The 20072-nt window shown below is 72.3% G+C and carries 18 protein-coding genes; 11 read left to right on the plus strand and 7 right to left on the minus strand.

The annotated features are described in order from the left end of the window. Positions 1 to 45: 45 nt before the first annotated feature. Both OG927_RS09205 and OG927_RS09210 read right to left on the minus strand, forming a co-directional pair. Positions 46 to 1641, minus strand: a complete 1596-nt coding sequence (locus OG927_RS09205; protein WP_330319958.1) for an HtaA domain-containing protein — start codon at positions 1639 to 1641, stop codon at positions 46 to 48. A gap of 55 nt (positions 1642 to 1696) precedes the next feature. Next, positions 1697 to 3109 carry an HtaA domain-containing protein gene (locus tag OG927_RS09210; protein WP_056784589.1) on the minus strand — a complete coding sequence of 471 codons (1413 nt, stop codon included), beginning with the start codon at positions 3107 to 3109 and terminating at the stop codon, positions 1697 to 1699. 130 nt (positions 3110 to 3239) lie between these two features. On the opposite strand from OG927_RS09210, the gene OG927_RS09215 reads away from it, so the two are divergent. The 7 genes from OG927_RS09215 to OG927_RS09245 all read left to right on the plus strand — a co-directional run bounded on the left by OG927_RS09215 (position 3240) and on the right by OG927_RS09245 (position 10691). Then, the gene (locus tag OG927_RS09215; protein WP_330319959.1) at positions 3240 to 4307 is read left to right on the plus strand and encodes a heme/hemin ABC transporter substrate-binding protein; all 1068 of its coding nucleotides are present in this window, start codon (positions 3240 to 3242) and stop codon (positions 4305 to 4307) included. Further along, positions 4304 to 5389 carry a FecCD family ABC transporter permease gene (locus OG927_RS09220; RefSeq protein ID WP_056784593.1) on the plus strand — a complete coding sequence of 362 codons (1086 nt, stop codon included), beginning with the start codon at positions 4304 to 4306 and terminating at the stop codon, positions 5387 to 5389. The genes OG927_RS09215 and OG927_RS09220 overlap by 4 nt, the downstream gene beginning before the upstream one ends. Further along, a complete protein-coding gene (locus OG927_RS09225; protein WP_319101541.1) occupies positions 5386 to 6225 on the plus strand; it encodes a heme ABC transporter ATP-binding protein in 840 nt (279 codons plus the stop codon). The genes OG927_RS09220 and OG927_RS09225 overlap by 4 nt, the downstream gene beginning before the upstream one ends. Positions 6226 to 6412: 187 nt before the next feature. After that, the gene (efeO, locus tag OG927_RS09230; RefSeq protein ID WP_124282557.1) at positions 6413 to 7549 is read left to right on the plus strand and encodes an iron uptake system protein EfeO; all 1137 of its coding nucleotides are present in this window, start codon (positions 6413 to 6415) and stop codon (positions 7547 to 7549) included. Then, positions 7549 to 8805, plus strand: a complete 1257-nt coding sequence (gene efeB / locus OG927_RS09235) for an iron uptake transporter deferrochelatase/peroxidase subunit (RefSeq protein WP_124282556.1) — start codon at positions 7549 to 7551, stop codon at positions 8803 to 8805. The genes efeO and efeB overlap by 1 nt, the downstream gene beginning before the upstream one ends. 40 nt (positions 8806 to 8845) lie before the next feature. Further along, positions 8846 to 9814 carry an iron uptake transporter permease EfeU gene (efeU, locus tag OG927_RS09240; RefSeq protein WP_079099537.1) on the plus strand — a complete coding sequence of 323 codons (969 nt, stop codon included), beginning with the start codon at positions 8846 to 8848 and terminating at the stop codon, positions 9812 to 9814. Beyond that, positions 9702 to 10691, plus strand: coding sequence for a hypothetical protein (locus OG927_RS09245; protein WP_330321307.1), 990 nt, complete (start codon positions 9702 to 9704; stop codon positions 10689 to 10691). Before efeU ends, OG927_RS09245 begins: the two co-directional genes overlap by 113 nt. A gap of 52 nt (positions 10692 to 10743) precedes the next feature. Here OG927_RS09245 and OG927_RS09250 read toward each other — a convergent pair whose 3' ends face one another. Then, positions 10744 to 11487, minus strand: a complete 744-nt coding sequence (locus tag OG927_RS09250) for a bifunctional DNA primase/polymerase (protein WP_056784607.1) — start codon at positions 11485 to 11487, stop codon at positions 10744 to 10746. Positions 11488 to 11607: 120 nt separating this feature from the next. Beyond that, entirely contained in the window at positions 11608 to 12249 is a 642-nt protein-coding gene (locus tag OG927_RS09255) for a TetR/AcrR family transcriptional regulator (RefSeq protein ID WP_330319960.1), read from the minus strand. Between the two features lie 148 nt (positions 12250 to 12397). Between OG927_RS09255 and ddaH the strand changes: the two genes are divergently transcribed. After that, on the plus strand, positions 12398 to 13306 hold the full coding sequence (gene ddaH, locus OG927_RS09260; RefSeq protein ID WP_371612234.1) for a dimethylargininase: 909 nt from the start codon (positions 12398 to 12400) through the stop codon (positions 13304 to 13306). On the opposite strand, the gene OG927_RS09265 is transcribed toward ddaH, so the two are convergent. Together OG927_RS09265 and OG927_RS09270 are read right to left on the minus strand one after the other, a co-directional pair. Next, positions 13303 to 14304, minus strand: coding sequence for a small ribosomal subunit Rsm22 family protein (locus OG927_RS09265; protein WP_209470632.1), 1002 nt, complete (start codon positions 14302 to 14304; stop codon positions 13303 to 13305). The two genes, ddaH and OG927_RS09265, sit on opposite strands and share 4 nt — an antisense overlap. A 146-nt stretch (positions 14305 to 14450) precedes the next feature. Then, entirely contained in the window at positions 14451 to 15782 is a 1332-nt protein-coding gene (locus tag OG927_RS09270; protein ID WP_056785912.1) for a Bcr/CflA family multidrug efflux MFS transporter, read from the minus strand. Between the two features lie 83 nt (positions 15783 to 15865). Here OG927_RS09270 and OG927_RS09275 point away from each other — a divergent pair, with 83 nt between their 5' ends. After that, entirely contained in the window at positions 15866 to 16873 is a 1008-nt protein-coding gene (locus OG927_RS09275) for a Gfo/Idh/MocA family protein (protein WP_209470630.1), read from the plus strand. Positions 16874 to 16899: 26 nt separating this feature from the next. Here OG927_RS09275 and OG927_RS09280 read toward each other — a convergent pair whose 3' ends face one another. Then, the gene (locus OG927_RS09280; protein WP_209470629.1) at positions 16900 to 18564 is read right to left on the minus strand and encodes an alkaline phosphatase D family protein; all 1665 of its coding nucleotides are present in this window, start codon (positions 18562 to 18564) and stop codon (positions 16900 to 16902) included. Positions 18565 to 18706: 142 nt separating this feature from the next. On the opposite strand from OG927_RS09280, the gene OG927_RS09285 reads away from it, so the two are divergent. Then, entirely contained in the window at positions 18707 to 19459 is a 753-nt protein-coding gene (locus OG927_RS09285; RefSeq protein WP_124282549.1) for an SDR family oxidoreductase, read from the plus strand. 147 nt (positions 19460 to 19606) lie between these two features. After that, positions 19607 to 20071 carry a lamin tail domain-containing protein gene (locus OG927_RS09290; RefSeq protein WP_319101524.1) on the plus strand — a complete coding sequence of 155 codons (465 nt, stop codon included), beginning with the start codon at positions 19607 to 19609 and terminating at the stop codon, positions 20069 to 20071. Position 20072 lies beyond the last annotated feature (1 nt).

The raw sequence follows: 20072 nt of genomic DNA on the forward strand, positions 1-20072 counted from the left end.
CGGTGGCGTGCCGGTGCGGCCCCGCGGCGTGCCGTGCCGCCCGGATCAGACGGTGCGGCGACGGCGTGCCGCGATCACGACGCCCGCGCCCGCCGCGACGACGACGCCCGAGGCCGCGATCAGTGCGCCGGTCGGGAGGTCGGCGCCGGTGGAGGCGAGGGAGCCCGCGCCGCCGACGGTACCGGCGGTCGTGGAGCCGCCGACCGTACCGCCGGTCGTCGAGCCGCCGACCGTACCGCCGGTCGTGGAGCCGCCTGTCGTGGAGCCGCCGCCGGTCGAGCCCGTGCCGCTGGTGCCACTGGTGCCGCCCGGGAGTTCCGCGTCCTCGTCGAGCGCGACCGCGACGGTGAGGGCGTCGAGCTGCTCGCCCTTCCCGTACATGCCTCCGAACGCCTTCACGCCGTCGGCGCTCAGGGTCGCCGGGACACCCGACAGGGTCACGACGCCTTCCTTCGCGGCGAGTTCACCGGCGGGCAGCTTCAGATCGGCCACCGCGAGACCCGTGTGGGTGGAGACCTTCCCGGTCTCGCGGTCCTTGGTCGTGACGTCGGCGACCAGCGTGCCGGAGGAGCCCTTCACCCGGACCTCCAGGCCGGTGAGGGACAGGTCGAGCGTGTAGGCGTCGCCGTCCTTGTGGCCGAGGAAGTGCACCGTGCCCCCGAACGCGGCGTCCAGGGTCTGCTTCCGCGCGTCGAAGCGGCCGGTGGCGTCGGGGAAGCGGTAGCCGTCGGCCGACGCGGTGGCGCCGCCCGTCGTGACGACCTTGCCGTTGGCGATGGGGCCGGTGATGTACGTACGGAAGGACTTCTTGACGCCCCAGTCCAGGGTCCCGTCGACGACCGCGCCCTGTTCGGCGGCCGGGGTGGTGGCCGTCGCGGACGGCGCCGGGGACGCCGGCGTGGTGGGCTCGCCGGTGGGCGCGGCCGTCGGCTCCTTCGTCGGCTCCTCGGTCGGCTCCTTCGTGGGCTCCTCGGTCGGTTCCTTCGTGGGCTCCTTCGTCGGCTCCTCGGTCGGCGGCGGGGTGACCGCCTTGACCGAGAGGGTGGCGGGATCGAGCACCTCGCCCTCGGCGTACTGGCCGTCGACGGCGTCCGAGCCGGCCTTGGTGAGGGTGGCCGGGATGTCCTTGAAGACCATCGCGCCGCCCTCGCCCTGGCCGGGCCGGACCTTCGACAGGTCGAGCGCCGCGACCGCGACGTCGTCCTGGGTGCCCTGCGGGGTCTTCACGTCGGCGGTGATCGCGCCGCCCGTGCCGGCCGTGGAGACCTTCACGTCGGAGAGCGTGATGTCGAGGACTCCGCCGTGGGCGCTGAAGTTGACGCTGCCGTCGAAGGCCGTGTCCGTGCCGTGGGTGCCCGTGTCGTAGGTGCCCTCGCCGTTGGCGAAGGTGAACACCCCGTTGCCCGCGGCCTGGGTGGCGCCGTCCGCGACGGTGATCTTTCCGGCGGCGCCGATGTATCTGCGGAAGGACGCCTTGAAGCCCCAGTCCAGCGTGCCGTCCGTCAGCTCCATGACGGGGGCCGGGGCGGCCGCGGTGGCCGTGCTGTCGGCGGCGAGCGCGGGAAGGGTGAACGTCGCGCCGAGGGCGGCCGCGGTGGCGACGGCTGCGGCGAGGGCTGCGGGGCGGCGATGGGATGCCATGGGGTGTGACTCCTGGGGAACGGAAGTGGTGGGAGAGAACGGGAAGGGGAGTTCGTCACTCGTTCCGGGCGGTACGGCGCCTGCGCGCCAGGTACAGCACGGCGGCGAGCAGCGCCGCACCACCGCCCGCAGCGAGGTACGTGCCGGTGCGGGAGGTGGACTCGGCGGCGACCGGACGGGCGTCCGGGGTGGCGGCGGGCTTCGTCGCGGGTGTCCCGGACGGTTCGGCCGCGGTGCCCAGGTCGGGCAGGGCGGGCAGTTCCGCCTCGGCGTCGACGGCGACGGCCAGCGAGACCGGGTCCATCGCCGTGCCGGCCCTGTAGAGCGATCCGAAGGCCTTGGAGCCGTCGGCGGTGAGTGTCGCGGGGGCCTCGGTGAGGACGGCGAGTCCGTGCGCCGGGGTGAGCTTCCCGGCGGCGAAGGTGATCAGCGGGACGTCCTTGCTGGTGGCGCCCTTGCTGGTGACGTCCGCCAGGAGCGTCCCCCTGCCCGAGGCCACGCGGACCGCGACCCCGGCCAGTCGCAGGTCGAGGCCGTCCGCACCGGTGAAGCGGACGCTGCCGGCGAAGGCCGCGTCCAGGGTCCCCTCCTCCGCGTCGTACGAGCCCGTGCCCTTCGGGAAGCGGAAGAGGGCCCCGCCGTCCTGGGCTCCCCCGGCGAGCGTCCACTTCCCCCGGCCGACGGAGCCGGTGACGTACTCCCGGAAGGTGCGGCGCACTCCCCAGTCCACCGCGGCGTCCTCGAAGCGGCCCGCGGTCTCCTTCTTCGACGTCTTCGGCTTCCCGGAGGTCTTCGGCTTCTCCGGCGGGGCGGCGGACCTGGAGGCCTGCGGCTCCGCGGCCGGGGCGCTCGTATCCACGGAGAGGCTGACCGGGTCGAGCGGTGTGCCCGCCGCGTAGTAGCCGGCGAAGGCCGTCGCGCCCTGCGAAGTCAGCGTCGCCGGGATGTTGTCGAGGGCCACGGGGGTGGATCCGCCCCGCATGTCTATCCCGGAGAGGCCGAGCGTGGCGAGGGGCACCTGGGCGGACGAGGTGACCCGGCCGCTCCCCCGGTCCTTGCTGACCATGTCCGCGTAGACGGTTCCGCCTCCCCCGGAGATCCGGACGGTGGGGCGGCTGATGGTGAGGTCGAGTTCGCTGCTGCCGTCGGCCTTCCGATGGCCTGTGAAGCGCACCCCGCCGGAGAACCCGGCCCGGAAGGACCCGTCCGCCGGATCGTAGGAGCCGGTGGCGGAGTGGAAGCGGAACCGGCTTCCGCCGACCGTCGCGGCCCCGCCCGTCAGGCTCCAACCGCCCTGCGCGACGGGCCCGGTGACGTAGCTCTGGAAGGAGGACTTGATGCCCCAGTCCAGCCTGCCGCCCTGCACCGTACGGCCGGCCGCGTGCGCGGTGGTGGCCGGAAGCAGGGTCGCCGCCAGCGTCGCGAGAAGCGCGACGACGAGCGCGCGGACGGATCTGGACGGCGGCATGGAGACCCTCCGAGGACTGGTGAATAAGGCAAGGCTAACCTAACCTCAATCGAGCCTGTGCCGGAACCCCCTCCGTCACGAAGCTCCCGAACAACCCCGAAATCCCCCGAAACACCGAGGACGGTGCCCCGTGCGTTTCCCCCAGTACCCCGCCGCGACGGGCAGAGGAGGCGTACGGCCACGCACCGGACGGCTCGGATCCCTGGCCGCCCTCCTGGTGCTCTCCGCGGTGCTCACCGGCTGCGGCGGCACCGGAGATCCAGCGGCGAGGCCCGCCGGGGCGTCAACCGCCGCCGCCGCGGCCGACGTTGTCGAGCCCCTGGCCACGGCTCCCGACCCCCGGCTGCCCGTGACCGTGGAGTCGGCGGACGGGGCGGAGGTCACCGTGACCTCCGCCGACCGGATCGTTCCGCTCACCGGATCGCTCAGCGAGATCGTGTTCACCCTCGGATTCGCCGAGCAGGTGGTGGCCCGCGACATCACCGCCACCTTCGAACAGGCCCGGAGACTTCCGGTGGTGACCCGCGCTCACGACGTCTCGGCGGAGAGCGTGCTGTCCCTGCGGCCGACGGTCGTCCTCGCGGACACCACGACCGGCCCCGCCGAGGCCGTCAGCCAGATCCGCGACGCCGGGATCGCGCTCGTCGTCGTCGAACCCGCCAAGGAGCTCGCCGACGTGGGCCGCCGGATCGACACCGTGGCCGCGGCCCTGGGCGTGAGGTCCTCCGGGGACGAACTGAAGGCACGCACGGAGTCCCGCATCGACGCCGTGCGCCGGACGATCCCCGCCCACGAGGACGGCGCCGGACCACGCGTCGCCTTCCTCTACCTGCGCGGCTCGGCCTCGGTCTATCTCCTGGGCGGCCGGGAGTCCGGCGCCGGTTCGCTGCTCGAGGCCGCGGGCGCGGTCGACGCGGGCAGGGCCTCCGGGCTGACGAAGGACTTCACCCCCATCACCAGCGAGGCGCTGGCCGAGGCGGCACCGGACGCGATCCTCGTCATGAGCAAGGGGCTCGACTCGGTGGGCGGTCCCGACGGCCTCGTCAGGATCCCCGGTGTGGCCGAGACGCCTGCCGGCATGGACCGCCGGATCGTCTCGATCGACGACGGGGTACTGCTCAACTACGGGCCGCGCACCGACCGGGTGCTGGCGGAACTCGTCGACCAGCTCTACCCGGCGGGCGGGGACGGCGCATGACGGCCGCCGCCCACCACTCGCCCGCGGGCACCGACGGCGTGAGGACCGTCCGGCGGCGCGGCAGGGCGTTCACCCTCACCGTCGTGCTGACCGCCGCGCTCCTCGTCGGCTGCCTCCTCTCCGCCGGACTCGGTGCGTACAGCATCCCGCTGGGCGACGTCCTCTCCTCCGTCCAGCACCGGACCGGCCTCGGCGGGCAGGCGCTGGACAGGGTCGGCGAGAGCGTCCTGTGGAACGTACGGCTGCCGAGGGTCGTCCTCGCCCTGCTCGTCGGGGCTTCCCTGGGCTGCGCGGGGGCTCTGATGCAGGGGGTGTTCGGCAATCCGCTGGCCGAGCCCGGGGTCATCGGGATCTCCTCGGGCGCGGCGGTCGGCGCGGTCGCCTGCATCGCGCTCGGGCTGGACTTCTTCGGCAACTGGACGATCACGGTCTGCGCGTTCGTCGCCGGCCTGGCCACGGTCCTCCTGGTGTACGTGCTGTCGCGCTCCGGCGGCCGGACCGAGGTGGTGACGCTGATCCTCACCGGTATCGCGGTCAACGCCTTCGCGGGTGCGCTGATCGGCCTGTTCATCTTCTTCGCGGACAACGCGCAGATCACCCAGATCACCTTCTGGCAGCTCGGCTCGCTGGCCCAGGCGACCTGGCCCAAAGTGCTCGCGGTGCTGCCGTGCGCGGTGCTCGGTCTGCTCGTCGCCCCCTTCTACGCGCGCGAGCTGGACCTGCTGGCCCTCGGGGAGCGCCCCGCCCGCCATCTGGGAGTGGACGTCGAACGGCTCCGGATCGTGCTCGTCCTCGTCGTGGCGCTGCTGACCGCCGCCGCGGTGGCCGTCGCCGGGATCATCTCCTTCGTGGGCCTGCTCGTCCCGCATCTGCTGCGGATGGCCAACGGCCCCGGCCACCGCTTCCTCGTCCCCGGCAGCGCGCTCGGGGGTGCGCTGGTGCTCGTGGCGGGCGACCTCGCGGCGCGCACCGTGGCCGATCCCGCCGAGCTGCCGCTCGGTGTGCTGACCGCTCTCCTCGGCAGTCCGTTCTTCTTCTGGCTGCTGCGCAGGACCCGTCGCAAGCAAGGTGGTTGGGCATGAATCCGGTGCGCAGGCTGTTCGCGGTACGCGACCGGGAGCTGCCCTCCCCCGTCCCCGCGGGCTCGCCCGTCGCCGAGGCGGACGGGCTGAGTGTCCGGCTGGGACGGCGGCAGGTCCTCGACTCCGTGGGGCTGGCCGCCCGGGCGGGCGAGGTACTGGCGCTCGTGGGACCGAACGGGGCCGGGAAGTCGACCCTGCTGGCGGCACTGGCCGGCGATCTGCCCGCGGCCGTCGGCGAGGTGCGCATCGGCGGCCGTCCGGCCGCCGCCTGGTCGGCGCCCGAACTCGCCCTGCGCCGGGCCGTGCTGCCGCAGTCCGCCGTGCTCTCCTTCCCGTTCCCGGTCGAGGACGTCGTACGGATGGGGCGGGCGCCCTGGGCGGGGACGGCCCGGGAGGACGAGGACGACGCGGCCGTCGCCACGGCGATGGCCGCGACGGAGGTCACGGACTTCGCCGCCCGCCCGTTCTCCGCGCTGTCGGGCGGGGAGCGGGCCCGGGTCGCACTGGCCCGGGTGCTGGCGCAGCGCACCCCGCTGCTGCTCCTGGACGAACCGACGGCCGCGCTGGACCTGCGCCACCAGGAGCTGGTGCTGCGGATCTGCCGGGAGCGGGCCGCCGCCGGCGACGCGGTGGTGGTGGTGCTGCACGACCTGGGGCTCGCCTCGGCCCACGCCGACCGGGCCGCCGTGCTGCACGGCGGCCGGATAGCGGTGGCCGGGCCGCCCGCCGAGGTGTTCACGGGTGCACTGCTCGGCGAGGTGTACCGGCAGCCGGTGGAGGTGTTCCCGCATCCGCGGACCGGGGTGCCGCTCATCGTGCCGGTAAGGGGCTCTTGACCCACGTTTGACCTTCCTGTGGGTTCCCCATGAACAGGCCGTGACCAGGCCGTTTCCCCTGCCCCCGGGTGAGAGCCGAATCACTTCCGTGACGGGTATGCGCCAGGTAAGGCAGCGTTAAGTTAGGTCCGCCTCACCTCCTTTCGTCCGACCCTCCTCCCGTTCTTACGTCCCCCGTGGAGCCCGCATGCGAGCCGTTCGTTTCTCCGTCGTCACCGCTGCCGCGACCGTGGCCGCTCTGACCGCCGTCACGGGCTGCGCCGAGAAGAGCGACGCCAAGGGGGACGGTGCCGTCCAGGTCGTCGCGAAGGACGACTCCTGCGAGGTGTCGAAGACGAGCATCCCGGCCGGCCACGTCGAACTGGCCGTGGAGAACAAGGGGTCCAAGGTCACCGAGGTGTACGTCCTGTTCCCGGACGACCGCATCGTCACCGAGCGCGAGAACATCGGCCCCGGGACCAGGGCGCGGATCACGGCCGAGATCAAGGCCGGGACGTACGAGATCGCCTGCAAGCCCGGTATGAAGGGCAAGGGCATCCGGCAGACCGTCGAGGTCACGGGCGGCAGGTCCGCGGCGCGGAGCCCCGAGATGGACACGGCCGTCGCCGGCTACCGCACCTACGTACAGGCACAGGCCGACGAGACGCTGCCGAAGGTGAAGGTCTTCACGGACGCCGTGGCCGCGGGTGACGTCGAAGCCGCGAAGAAGGCGTACGCCGGCTCCCGCATCGGCTGGGAGCGCACCGAGCCGGTCGCCGAGTCCTTCGGGGACATCGACCCGAAGGTCGATGTCCGCGAGGACGGCCTGGAGGACGGCCAGAAGTGGACCGGCTGGCACCGCCTGGAGAAGGCGCTGTGGCAGGACGAGAAGCTGGGTGCCGAGGAGAAGGCGCTCGCCCCCCTCCTCCTCGCGGACCTGACCGACTGGCAGAAGCGGGTCGGCAGGGCAGAGATCACCCCGACCTCGATGGCGAACGGCGCCAAGGAGCTCCTGGACGAGGTCGCCACCGGCAAGGTCACCGGCGAGGAGGAGCGCTACAGCCACACCGACCTCGTCGACTTCAAGGCGAACGTCGAAGGCGCCGAGAAGTCCTACGAACTCCTCAAGCCGATCGCGACGAAGAACGACGCGGCACTGACCGCCTCCCTGGACAAGCAGTTCGCGTCGCTGAACACCCTGCTGGACACCTACCGCGCGGACCGCACCTCCTACGACTTCACCTCGTACGACAAGGTCGGCAAGGCGGACCGCAAGAAGCTCTCCGACGCCGTCAACGCGCTGGCTGAGCCGCTGTCCAAGCTGGCAGCCGCGGTGACGAAGTAATGGGGCCGGCGAGCCCCGGGGAGCGGGAGCCGGCCCCGTCCCGCCGCGCCCTGCTGGGCTGGGGCGGCGCGGGACTGGCCCTCGGCGCCGCGGCGGCGGGTGGCGCGGTCGCCGCCGTGCGCGCGGGCGGGGACCCGGAGCCGGCCGCGGACAGTGGGGCGGCGGTGCCGTTCCACGGGCCGCACCAGGCCGGCATCGCCACCGCCGTACAGGACCGGCTGCACTTCGCGTCGTTCGACGTGACGACCGAGGACCGGGCCGAGCTGGTCGCGCTGCTCCGGGAGTGGACACGCGCCGCCGAGCGCATGACGGCCGGGCACACCGTGGGCGAGGGCGCGTACGGCGGCCTCGCCGAGTCGCCGCCGGACGACACGGGCGAGGCCCTGGGCCTGCGTCCGTCGCGGCTGACGCTCACCGTCGGCTTCGGCCCGTCCCTGTTCGCCAGGGGCCGGTTCGGCCTGGACGGCCGGCGCCCCGAGGCGCTGGTGGATCTGCCGAAGTTCCCCGGCGACAACCTCGACGCCACCCGCAGCGGCGGCGACCTGTGCGTCCAGGCGTGCGCGGACGACCCGCAGGTAGCGGTGCACGCGATCCGCAACCTCGCCAGGATCGGCATGGGCCGCGCCTCGGTCCGCTGGTCGCAGCTGGGCTTCGGCAAGACGTCCTCGACGACGCCCGACGCCCAGACCCCCCGCAACATGATGGGCTTCAAGGACGGCACCCGGAACATCGCGGGCACGGACGCCGCCGCACTGAAGAAGCACGTGTGGGTCGGCGGGTCGGACGACGCCGGGTGGATGACCGGGGGTTCGTACCTGGTGGCCCGGCGCATCCGCATGCACATCGAGACCTGGGACCGGGCTCCGCTCCAGGAGCAGGAGGACATCTTCGGCCGGGACAAGGGCGAGGGCGCTCCGGTCGGCAGGTCCGCGGAGCGCGACGAGCCCTTCCTGAAGGCGATGCTGCCGACCGCGCACGTACGGCTCGCCCACCCGGACACCAACGACGGGGCGACGATCCTGCGCCGCGGCTACTCCTTCACCGACGGTACGGACGGCCTGGGCAGGCTCGACGCCGGACTGTTCTTCCTCGCCTACCAGCGCGACGTCCGCAGGGGCTTCGTGCCGGTGCAGCGCAGCCTCGCGGCCCACGACGCGCTCAACGAGTACATCCAGCACGTGGGTTCGGCCGTCTTCGCCGTTCCGCCGGGCGTCCGGGACAAGGACGACTGGTGGGGCCGGGCACTGTTCTCGTGACCCGGGCCGTTTCCCTGACCGACACCGTGGAAGGACCGGCATGTTCGGCAACTATCTGATCGGCCTGCGCGAGGGCCTGGAGGCCGGCCTGGTCGTCTGCATCCTCGTCGCGTACCTGGTCAAGACCGGCCGCCGTGACGCACTGCGCCCGGTGTGGACCGGGATCGGCATCGCCTGCGGCATCTCGCTGGCCTTCGGCGCCGTGCTCGAATTCGGCTCCCAGGAGCTGACGTTCGAGGCGCAGGAGATGCTCGGTGGTTCGCTGTCGGTCCTCGCCGTGGGTCTGGTGACCTGGATGGTGTTCTGGATGCGGCGGACGGCGCGGCACCTGAAGGCGGAACTGCACGGCAGGCTCGACGCGGCGCTCGCGATGGGTACCGGCGCACTGGTCGCCACCGCCTTCCTGGCGGTGGGCCGCGAGGGCCTGGAGACCGCGCTGTTCGTGTGGGCCTCGGTGCGGGCGAGCGGTGAGGGCTCCTCGTCACCGCTGGTGGGTGTGCTGCTGGGCATAGCGACCGCGATCGTACTGAGCTGGCTGTTCTACCGGGGTGCCCTGAAGATCAATCTGTCGAGGTTCTTCACGTGGACGGGCGGCATGCTCGTGGTCGTGGCCGCCGGGGTGCTCGCCTACGGGGTGCACGACCTCCAGGAGGCCCGCTTCCTCGGCGGTCTGCGGAACAAGGCGTTCGACATCACGACCACCATTCCGCCGGACAGCTGGTACGGCACCCTGCTCAAGGGCGTCTTCAACTTCCAGGCCGACCCGACCGTCCTCCAGGTCACGGTGTGGGCGCTGTATCTCATCCCCACGCTCGCGCTGTTCCTCGCCCCGGTAGGGTTCGGACGGTCAGTGCGGACGACGGATCAGAAGGCGCAGAAGGCAACGGATGAGAAGGCTGGGTCGACTGGCGGCGGGTCTCGCGACGGTCACGGTGCTGAGCGTGACGGCGAGCGGCTGCGTGACGGTGCACGGCGAACTGGAAGTCGTACCGGGAGCGACGAAGTCTGAGGCCGCGCAGGCCCTGGAGGACTTCACCGCCGCCTACAACAAGGCGGACGAGGCGTACGATCCGGCGCTGGACGCGGACCGGGTGACCGGTTCGCTCGGCGCGATCAACCAGGCCGGCCTGACAGCGCGTCAGAAGAACAACCCGGGCGGCAACAAGGCGCACAGGCCGCTGGAGCTGACCGACGCCTCGTACACGATTCCCAAGAAGGCGGGCTGGCCGCGCTGGTTCGTCGCGGACACCGACTCCAACCGCGACCAGGACGGCGGGAAGCTGGACACCCGCTGGCTGCTGGTGTTCGTCCGCGCGGGAGCGGACGCGCCGTGGAAGGCCGCCTACCTGGCGGTCGTTCCCCCGTCCCAGGTCCCGAAGTTCCGCAAGGACGCCGACGGCTGGGCGCAGCCCGTGCCCGGCGGGGACGCGGACACGACCCTGGCCACCGCTCCCGCGGAGCTGAGCACGGCCTACACGGACTACCTCAAGGACGGCACCCCGGACGTCTTCGCCCCGGGGGCGACGACCACGGGCTGGCGGGACACGCGGAAGAACACCCGGCGGGCGGGCTTCTCGTTCCAGTACGTCGATCAGCCGCTGGACACCGGGACGTTCGCTCCCCTGGGTCTGACGACCGAGGACGGCGGGGCGCTGGTCTTCTTCAGCAGCAAGCACTTCGAGCGGCAGACGGCGGCCGAGGGGCTGCGGCCGGCGGTCACCCCGGACGTCAGGGCCCTGCTGACCGGCGAGGTCAGGACCACCCTCACCAAGGAGCGGGTCTCCAGCCAGCTGGTCTACGTGCCCAAGAGGGGCGCCGGGGACGAGGGGGGCAGGGTCAGGGTGCTGAACAGGCTGCCCGGCCTGATCGCCGCGAAGGGCTCCTGACCGCGGCAGGAGCCCCTTGCCCCTTCGGGCCGCCGCCCGTCGGGGGCGGTCCTCAGCGGCTGAGCGGCCAGCCCACCGCGTCGTGGTCGAGATCGCTCGCCGCGGCCGAGTCCGCGTACCGCGCACAGGCGTCGGTGAGCGTCTCCAGCAGGTTCAGCGGATCCGGCAGCGGGTTCTCCGGACCGCGGATCCAGTGCACGTCCAGCTCACCGGGGAGCCGGGCCGGCGGCAGGAGGACATAGCTTCCGCGGCAGTGCCAGCGGAGCCCCGGATGTTCGTCCATCGTCTCCGGGTGGCAGTCCAGCTCGCAGGGCCACCACTCGTCCTCGTCCTCGGGGGTGCCGCGGGTGGCGGTGAAGAAGAGGATCCGGTCATCACCGGACTGGGCCACGGGACCGACGTCGACACCCGCCTCGATGAGGCGCTCCAGGGCGGCCAGGCCGGCCGGGAGGGGGACGTCGAGCACGTCGTGCACCATGCCCGTCGCCGTGATGAAGTTGGCCAGCGGCTGTCCCTCGGCCCAGCGCTCGATCTGGTCGCGGTCGGTCGTGGACTGCGTCTGCCAGGCGAACGAGACGGGATGCCGGGCGGGGGTGGGGCAGCCGACGCGCTCGCACGAACATCGGTAACCGGACGGATGCGCGGCGGGTGAGATCGGCATTCCTGCCTCGGCGACGGCCAGGAGCAGCGCCAGCCGGGCCGCGTCGTCGGCTTCCGGCTGTGGTTTCGGCCGCCGGCGCAGCCACTGGGAAATCCTGCTCTCTGTGCCGCGAAAGCGGCCGGAATCGGCGCCCATCTATCCCCTCACCTCAGCGGTTACCTGTCCATCGTCCCACCATCCTGCTCCTGGAGTGGCCAGAGTCCCCAAGCGGGGTCCCCGGAGCACCACGCAGAGGCGGACGTCGGCTACCGGGTGTCATGGACGGAGGGCTCCGCCTCGGGGCTCGGCGGACAGTCCTCCGAGGGCGTAGTCGACGATCGCGTCCGCGTACGCGTGGGTGAGCGGCAGGGTTCTCAGCAGCCAGCGGTGGGTGAGTGGGGCGATCAGCAGCTCCAGCGCGATGCGCGGATCGATGTCCGCGCGCAGCTCGCCCGACGCCTGCGCGGCGCGCAGGCGTGTGACATACAACTGGATCGACGGATCGAGCAGATGCTCGACGAACCGGGCGCCGAGGTGGGGATCGACGATGCCCTCGGCGGTCAGCGCGCGGGTGGGCCCCGCGATGGCGGGGTCGTTCAGTTCGTCGACGGTGGCCCGCAGGACGAGCCGGAGGTCGGCCGCCAGGTCCCCGGTGTCCGGGATCCCGCCCTCGCCCTCCCCCGCGGCCTCCTCGGCCTGCCGGGCCGCGAGGTCGAGGAACGCCTCCATGAGGACGGCGGCCTTCGAGGGCCACCAGCGGTAGATCGTCTGCTTGCCGACCCCGGCGCGGGCGGCGATACCCTCGATCGTCGTCCGCGCGTAGCCCGTCTCGCCGACGAGGGCGAGGGCCGCGTCGTAGATCGCGCGGCGGGAGCGGTCGCTGCGGCGGCTGGAGTCGGGAGCCTTGTGCGGTGACATCCGCCCAACCTACACCTCACGGTCCGATACGTATCGTCTTGCCGTGTGCCGCCCGCGTCCGGAGCTCCGGCCTGCGCCGCCCCCGACCGCCCCCGTGTGAACCACCCGATCGGATCACTGCGCAACGGCCGGGAGCGGCGCACCATGAATGCACGCACAGACCGTGCGCATCCCACCGTTCCGCAGCCCCGCTGCCGTTCGTGAGGAGCCTGCATTGAACCGTGACGCCACCCCCCGTCGCTACCTGATGTGCGCCCCGGCCCACTTCAGGGTCACGTACTCCATCAACCCGTGGATGGACCCCTCGAAACCCGTGGACCTGCCCCTGGCCAACACCCAGTGGGAGGATCTGCGCGACCGGTACCGCTCGCTCGGCCACACCGTCGAGCTGCTCACCCCCCGCCCCGACCTGCCCGACATGGTGTTCGCCGCCAACGGGGCCACCGTGATCGACGGCCGGGTGCTCGGCGCGCTGTTCGCGTACCGGGAGCGGTACGCGGAGGCCGAGGCCCACCGGGAGTGGTTCCGGACCGACGGCTGGACCGACATCCATGAGCCGGCCCATGTCAACGAGGGCGAGGGCGACTTCGCCGTGACCGCCTCGTACCTCCTGGCCGGGCGCGGCTTCCGTTCCAGTCCGCTGTCCCACGGCGAGGCACAGGAGTTCTTCGGGCGGCCGGTGATCGGCCTGGATCTGGTGGACCCGCGCTACTACCACCTGGACACGGCGCTGTGCGTCCTCGACGACGCGGCCGACGAGGTCATGTACTACCCGGGGGCGTTCTCGCCGGGGAGCCGGGCCGTGCTGGCCCGGCTCTTCCCGGACGCGCTCGTCGCCGAGGAGGCCGACGCCGTGGCGCTGGGCCTCAACGCGGTCAGCGACGGTCGTCACGTGCTGCTCCCGCAGGCCGCCACGGGGCTGCTGGACCCGCTGCGGGACCGGGGCTTCGAACCGGTGCCGATGGATCTGGGCGAGCTGCTCAAGGGCGGCGGCAGCGTGAAGTGCTGCACCCAGGAGCTGCGGCCCCGGCCCGTGCCCCGGGAGGGCGCGGTCTAGAGGTCCCGCTGCGCGGGGGGCGGCCAGGGGTCCCCCCACGCGGTGTCCCGGGCGGCGCGGTACAGCTCGCCGTGCCGCTTGGTGACCGTGGCGCGCCGGAGGCCCTCGTCCCGGGTGCAGAGCTCCAGCAGTACCTGGCCCTTGCGGATCTGGGGCCTGCGGGTGACCCGCTCGCGCACCGGGCCGGTGGGGAAGCGGGTCGCCACGACGTAGCTGAACTTCTCGTCCTCGTGGCTGAGCGAACCTCCCTTCACCTGGCGGTGCAGGGAGGAGCGGCTGACCCGCGCCGAGAAGTGGCACCAGTCCTTGCCCGGTTCGATGGGGCAGGCGGCGCTGTGCGGGCACGGCGCCGCGACGGTCAGCCCGGCGGCGACGAGCCGGTCGCGGGCCTCGATGACACGGTCGTAGCCGTCGGGGGTGCCCGGTTCGACGATCACCACGGCCCGGGCGGCGTCCGCGGCGGCGTCCACCAGCGCGGTCCGGTCCGCGGGCGTGAGCTCCTTGAGGACGTACGAGACGGTCACCAGGTCCGTGGGCGCCAGCTCCAGTGCCGTCCCGATCCGGGCCCGCTCCCAGGTGGCGGCGCGCAGCCCGGGGATGCCGGAGGCGTCGGCCAGCTCGCGGCCGAGGGCGAGGGCGGGCTCGGCCCAGTCCAGGACCGTGGTCCGCGGCCCGTCCCAGGCCCCCGCGACGGCCCAGCTCGCCGCGCCCGTACCGCCCCCGATGTCGGTGTGCGTGGCGGGCTCCCACTCCGGTGCGGCTTCGCGCAGCGCGGCGAGGCAGGCGCGTACGGCCTCGAACGTCGCGGGCATCCGGTACGCGGCGTACGCGGCGACGTCCGAGCGGTCGCGCAGGACCGGGGCGTCGGTGGGGGTGGTCCCGCGATAGCTGGCGATGAGCCGGTCGACGGCGCGCGCGGCCTGGGTGGGCGGCAGCCCGTCGAGCAGTGCGGCCAGGGCCGTGCGCAGGGCTTCCGCGGTGGGGAGGGTGGCGTTCACCGCCGAATTGTAGGCGCAGTGGACCGTCCCCCCGCAGCCCGGTGGTCCGGCACGGACCGGGACCGAACGCGCGGCTGCCGGACGAGTCCCCGTCCGGCAGCCGCGCGTTCCGCCGGAAAGGCCAAGGACCGCCTGCGCCTGCCGGGTTATCCGCGCGTCGGCTGATCCCGCAGCCCGGGCCTGTTCCGCCACGGCCTGCACAGGACCAGGAAGCAGGCCATGGCGGACAGGGCGCAGACGACCTGCACCACGGCCATGGGCACGGCCGTCCGCTCGCCCGCGATGCCGACGAGCGGTGAGGCGATGGCGCCGATGAGGAACGACGACGTACCGAGCAGGGCGGAGGCCGACCCGGCGGCGTGGCGCGTCCGCATCAGGGCCTGGGTGTTGGTGTTGGGCATGGCCAGGCCCATGGCCGACATGAGCACGAACAGCCCGGCGGCCACCGGCAGCAGGCCGACGTCGCCGAAGACTCCGGAGGTCATCAGCAGCAGGGCGATCGCGGCCAGCGAGATGACCGCGAGGCCGAAGCCGAGTGCCTTGTCGAGGCTGACCCGGCCGACCAGGATCTTGCCGTTGATCTGGCCGACGGCTATCAGGCCGATCGAGTTGATCCCGAAGAGCAGGCTGAAGGTCTGCGGCGAGGCGCCGTAGATCTCCTGCACGACGAAGGGCGAGGCCGCTACGTAGGCGAAGAGCGCGGCGAAGGCGAGGCTGCCCGCGACCATGTAGCCGGTGAACACCCGGTCGGCCAGCAGTCCGCGCATGGTGCGCAGGGCGTCACCGACGCCGCCGGTGTGCCGCTGCGACTCGGGCAGCGTCTCGTGCAGCCACTTCCAGACGACGAGGGTGAGCAGGACGCCGACGACGGTCAGGACGGCGAAGATGCCGCGCCAGTCGGTGAACCGCAGGACCTGTCCGCCGATCACGGGCGCGATGACGGGGGCGACACCCGAGATGAGCATCAAGGTCGAGAAGAACCTGGCCATCTCGTCGCCGTCGTAGAGGTCGCGCACCACGGCCCGGGAGATGACGATGCCGGCCGCGCCGGCCAGGCCCTGCAGCAGGCGGAAGCCGATGAGGAGTTCCGCGGAGGGGGCGAAGGCGCAGATCGCGGTGGCGATCACGTAGACGATCATGCCGAGGAGCAGCGGCTTGCGCCGGCCCCAGCGGTCGCTCATCGGCCCCACGACGAGCTGGCCGAGGGCCATGCCGGTGAGACAGGCGGTCAGGGTGAGCTGGACGGTCGAGGCCGGGGCGTGCAGCGAGTCGGTGACCGCGGGCAGCGCCGGCAGGTACATGTCCATGGACAGCGGCGGCAGGGCGGTGAGCCCGCCGAGGACCAGGGTGACCAGGAGTCCGGCGCGCCGCGCGGCAGCGGTGACGGTGGCGGCGCCGGGGAGGGTCGGTGGGGGTACGTGGACCGTGTGTTCTTCGTGTCGTTCCTGCTGGGCCCGGCTCACGCCGCTGTCCGGCATCATCGTCTCCGCTTCGTTGAATCCGCATCTATGCTCTCAGGTCAGTCGTAGTGGTCGATACCTTTTTCTGTGAGGCGGGCGGCATGAGCGGGACTGTGCGTTGGGGTGTTCTGGCGACGGGCGGCATAGCCGCCACGTTCACGGCGGACCTGCTGGCGATGAAGGACTCCGGGGCCGAGGTCGTGGCGGTGGGCTCCCGTTCGGAGGCGTCCGCCAAGGTGTTCGCCGACCGGTTCGGGATCGAGCGGGCGTACGGCAGCTGGGCGGAGCTCGTCGCCGACGACGACATCGATGTCGTCTACGTGGCCACGCCGCACTCCGCGCACCGGGAGGCGGCCGGGCTGGCACTGGAGGCCGGGAAGCACGTGCTGTGCGAGAAGGCGTTCACGCTCAACGCGCGGGAGGCGCGGGAGCTGGTGGCCCTGGCCCGGGAGCACGGGGTGTTCCTGATGGAGGCCATGTGGACGTACTGCAATCCGCTGATCCGCCGGATGACCGAGCTGGTGCGGGACGGCGCCATCGGCGAGATCCGCACGGTGCAGGCCGACTTCGGTTTCCTGGGCACCTTCGGCGCCGAGCACCGGCTGCGGGATCCCGCCCTGGGCGGCGGTGCGCTGCTGGACCTCGGCGTCTATCCGGTGGCGTTCGCGCAGCTGCTGCTGGGTGAGCCGGACCGGGTGCAGGCAGACGCGCTGCTGTCCCCGGAGGGCGTCGACCTGAACACCGGGATGCTCCTGGGCTGGGAGTCGGGGGCCACGGCGCTGCTGAGCTGCTCGATCGTGGGTGACCTGCCCACCACGGCGTCGGTCACCGGCACGGCCGGCCGGATCGACTTCCCGCAGGGCTTCTTCCATCCGGAGCGCTTCGTCCTGCACCGGCCCGGCCGGGAGCCCGAGGAGATCACCACGGGCCCGGGCCCCGAGGGCCTCACGGGCATGCAGTTCGAGGCGGCCGAGGTGATGCGTGCGGTGCGCGCGGGTGAGACGGAGTCCCCGCTGGTGCCGCTGGACGGCTCGCTCGCCGTGATGCGGACGCTCGACGCGGTACGTGAACGCGTCGGCGTCCGCTATCCGGCGGACGACCTCGTCTGACCGTCCCGGCCGGCGGCGGGGCCGGGTCACGCGGGGGTGAGCCCCTGGTGCCCGGCCTCGGTGACGAAGGACGCGGCCGTGGTCACGGGCGCGCCGGGGGTGGTCACGGCCGGCACCGTGCGGAAGTCGGCGCGCGCCTGGTCCGCGCCGAGGGTGACGAGCGCGTAGCCGCGGCGGCCGTCGTAGAACTTCATGTGCGGGTTCGCCCGCGTCAGGTTGTTCCAGTTGGCGGGCTTCTCGGCGCCGTCCTTGCCGCTGGAGATCGAGGTGGCCACGATCTCCGTGCCGAGGGTCCGGGAGGCCGGGTCGTCGAAGTCCTTCTTCAGGTCGAAGCCGTAGCCGACGTGCACGTCACCGGTCAGCACCATCAGGTTGTCGATCCCGGCGGCCTCCGCTCCGGCCAGGATCCGCTGCCGGGAGGCCGGATAGCCGTCCCACGAGTCCATGGACAGCTTGTAGGCGTCGGTCGGCACGTCGCGCCGCCGGGCGAAGGTGACCTGCTGCGGTACGACGTTCCACCGGGCGTCCGAGTCCTTCCAGCCGTCGAGCAGCCAGCGCTCCTGGGCGGCGCCCGTCATGGTGCGCGCCGGGTCCTCGGACTCCGGTCCGGGGACCTTCCAGCCGTCGCCGTACGCCTGGTTGCTGCGGTACTGGCGGGTGTCGAGTATGTCGAACTGCGCGAGCCGGCCGAACTGCAGGCGGCGGTAGAGCCGCATGTCGGGACCGGTGGGGCGCTGCGGGGCGCGCAGCGGCTGGTTCTCCCAGTAGGCCCGGTAGGCGGCGGCCCTGCGCAGCAGGAACTCCTCCGGCGGCACGCTGTTCTCGGGAGTTCCGCCCGCGTAGTTGTTCTCGGTCTCGTGGTCGTCCCAGGTGACGACGAAGGGGTGCGCGGCGTGGGCGGCCCGCAGGTCGGGGTCCGACTTGTAGAGGCCGTACCGCATCCGGTAGTCCTCCAGCGTCACCGTCTCGCGGTTGTAGTGGGCCGGCAGGACGCGGTCGGTGTAGCCGCGGGCGCCGCCGGTGGCGGTGACCGCGTACTCGTAGAGGTAGTCGCCGAGGTGGAAGACCACGTCGACGTCCTCCGCGGCGAGGTGCCGGTAGGCCGTGAAGTAGCCGTCGTGGTAGGCCTGGCAGGAGACGGCGGCCAGGGTCAGGGAGCTGTTGCGGGCACCGCGGGCGGGTGCGGTCCGGGTGCGGCCGGCGGGGCTGGTCCAGTCGCCCACCCGGAAGCGGTAGAAGAACGCCCGGTCGGGGGCGAGGCCCCTGACGTCGGCGCGGACGCTGTGGCCGAACTCCGGATGGGCGGTGACGGTGCCGCGCCGGACGGCGCGGGTGAAGCGCTCGTCGCGGGCGATCTCCCAGCGGACCCGGATCCGGGCTGCGGGCAGTCCTCCGTCGGCCTCGTAGGGGCGGGGGGCGAGTCTCGTCCACAGGAGGACGGAGTCGGGCAACGGGTCGCCGGAGGCCACTCCGAGGGTGAAGGGGTCCTCGGTGATCCTCCGGGCGTCGAGCTCGGCGGCGCCCGCGACCCCGGCGGACGGAAGGTTGACGGCGAAGGCCAGCGCGGCGGCGGCACCGGTGACGGTGAGGAACCTGCGGCGGTCCACCCCGGCTCCGATCCGCCGGGCGGCGGCCCGCAGCTCCGCGGAATGCCCCTGACCGGGCGAACTGCTGATCTGTACGGCTGTCATGTGCCCCTCCGGTGCCGGATGTTGTCAGAGGCATTTGAGTGCGGGGTGACGACGTTCCGTTGGCGGGTACACAACATCCTTATGGCGGTGCGATGAGAACCGGATGCCGTACGCCGCGAAACCTCCCGTACGCTGCCGGGCCATGAACGCTGAGCAGAGAATCGCTGTCGTCACGGGTGCGGGATCGGGCATCGGCAGGGCCGTCGCCCTCACGCTCGCGGAGGCGGGCTGGACGGTGGTGCTGGCCGGGCGGCGGGCGGAGGCACTGGAGGAGACCGCCGCCGCCGCGCCGGGTGGGGCGGTGTGCGTGCCGACGGACGTGAGCGACCCGGACGGGGTGGCGGCGCTCTTCGCCACCGTCCGGGACCGCTTCGGCCGCCTCGACCTGCTCTTCAACAACGCGGGGACGTTCGGTCCGCGCGCGGTTCCGGTCGAGGACATCGCGTACGAGGACTGGCGGGCGGTGGTGGCCGTCAATCTGACGGGGGCCTTCCTGTGCGCGCAGGCGGCGTTCCGGCTGATGAAGGAGCAGGAGCCACGGGGCGGCCGGATCATCAACAACGGTTCGGTCTCCGCCCACGCGCCGCGCCCGCACTCGATCGCGTACACGGCGACGAAGCACGCCGTCACGGGCCTGACGAAGTCCCTGTCGCTGGACGGCCGCCCGTACCGCATCGCCTGCGGGCAGATCGACATCGGCAACGCGGCCACGGACATGACGGAGCGGATGCGAACGGGGACCCTCCAGGCCAACGGGGAGGTGGCCGTCGAGCCGGTGATGGCGGCGGCCGACGTGTCCCGGACGGTCCTGCACATGGCGGAACTGCCGCTGGAGGCCAATGTGCAGTTCGCGACGGTGCTGGCGACCGGGATGCCGTACGTGGGCCGAGGCTGACGAATTCGCTTCACTTGCAGCTCAGAACGGGCCTACGAATGACAGATTTTGAGCACTTTCAACGAATTTACCTCCTGTGGTCCGACAAGCGCATGCTGCCCGTATGCTGCTGACCTTCACCTGATGCACACAGGAGGACCACACCGCATGCGCATACGTACCACCGCACCCCTCGCCCTGGCCGCAGCCACCGCCCTGGCCTGCTCGCTCCTCGCCACGGCCCCGGCTTCGGCCGCCTCCCACCAGGGCGGACTGCACCTCGGCAAGATCCAGTACGACAGCCCCGGCAAGGACACCCGGACGAACACGTCCCTCAACGCCGAGTACGTGGACATCCACAACAACGGGAAGTCCAAGCTGCAGCTCAAGGGCTACAAGCTGAAGGACAACACCGGCTACACGTACACCTTCGGCACCCTCGGCCTCGCGGCGGGCAAGACGGTCCGGGTGCACACCGGCAAGGGCAAGAACACCTCGTCGCACGTCTACTGGAACCGCGGTTCGTACGTCTGGAACAACACCGGCGACAAGGCGCGGCTGTACAAGCCGACGGGCACCCTCCGGGACTCCTGCTCCTGGACGAAGGGCAACGGCGTCAAGGTCTGCCACTGAC

The organism is Streptomyces clavifer (assembly GCF_036345975.1).
Taxonomy (GTDB): domain Bacteria; phylum Actinomycetota; class Actinomycetes; order Streptomycetales; family Streptomycetaceae; genus Streptomyces; species Streptomyces clavifer.

Coding starts and splice junctions, on each gene's coding strand:
- OG927_RS09275 (WP_209470630.1), top strand. CDS start 15,866: ATGAGCGGGACTGTGCGTTGGGGTGTTCTGGCGACGGGCGGCATAGCC.
- OG927_RS09285 (WP_124282549.1), top strand. CDS start 18,707: ATGAACGCTGAGCAGAGAATCGCTGTCGTCACGGGTGCGGGATCGGGC.
- OG927_RS09270 (WP_056785912.1), bottom strand. CDS start 15,782: ATGCCGGACAGCGGCGTGAGCCGGGCCCAGCAGGAACGACACGAAGAA.
- OG927_RS09205 (WP_330319958.1), bottom strand. CDS start 1,641: ATGGCATCCCATCGCCGCCCCGCAGCCCTCGCCGCAGCCGTCGCCACC.
- OG927_RS09255 (WP_330319960.1), bottom strand. CDS start 12,249: ATGTCACCGCACAAGGCTCCCGACTCCAGCCGCCGCAGCGACCGCTCC.
- OG927_RS09210 (WP_056784589.1), bottom strand. CDS start 3,109: ATGCCGCCGTCCAGATCCGTCCGCGCGCTCGTCGTCGCGCTTCTCGCG.
- efeO (WP_124282557.1), top strand. CDS start 6,413: ATGCGAGCCGTTCGTTTCTCCGTCGTCACCGCTGCCGCGACCGTGGCC.
- OG927_RS09220 (WP_056784593.1), top strand. CDS start 4,304: ATGACGGCCGCCGCCCACCACTCGCCCGCGGGCACCGACGGCGTGAGG.
- efeB (WP_124282556.1), top strand. CDS start 7,549: ATGGGGCCGGCGAGCCCCGGGGAGCGGGAGCCGGCCCCGTCCCGCCGC.
- OG927_RS09250 (WP_056784607.1), bottom strand. CDS start 11,487: ATGGGCGCCGATTCCGGCCGCTTTCGCGGCACAGAGAGCAGGATTTCC.
- efeU (WP_079099537.1), top strand. CDS start 8,846: ATGTTCGGCAACTATCTGATCGGCCTGCGCGAGGGCCTGGAGGCCGGC.
- OG927_RS09280 (WP_209470629.1), bottom strand. CDS start 18,564: ATGACAGCCGTACAGATCAGCAGTTCGCCCGGTCAGGGGCATTCCGCG.
- OG927_RS09225 (WP_319101541.1), top strand. CDS start 5,386: ATGAATCCGGTGCGCAGGCTGTTCGCGGTACGCGACCGGGAGCTGCCC.
- ddaH (WP_371612234.1), top strand. CDS start 12,398: ATGCACGCACAGACCGTGCGCATCCCACCGTTCCGCAGCCCCGCTGCC.
- OG927_RS09290 (WP_319101524.1), top strand. CDS start 19,607: ATGCGCATACGTACCACCGCACCCCTCGCCCTGGCCGCAGCCACCGCC.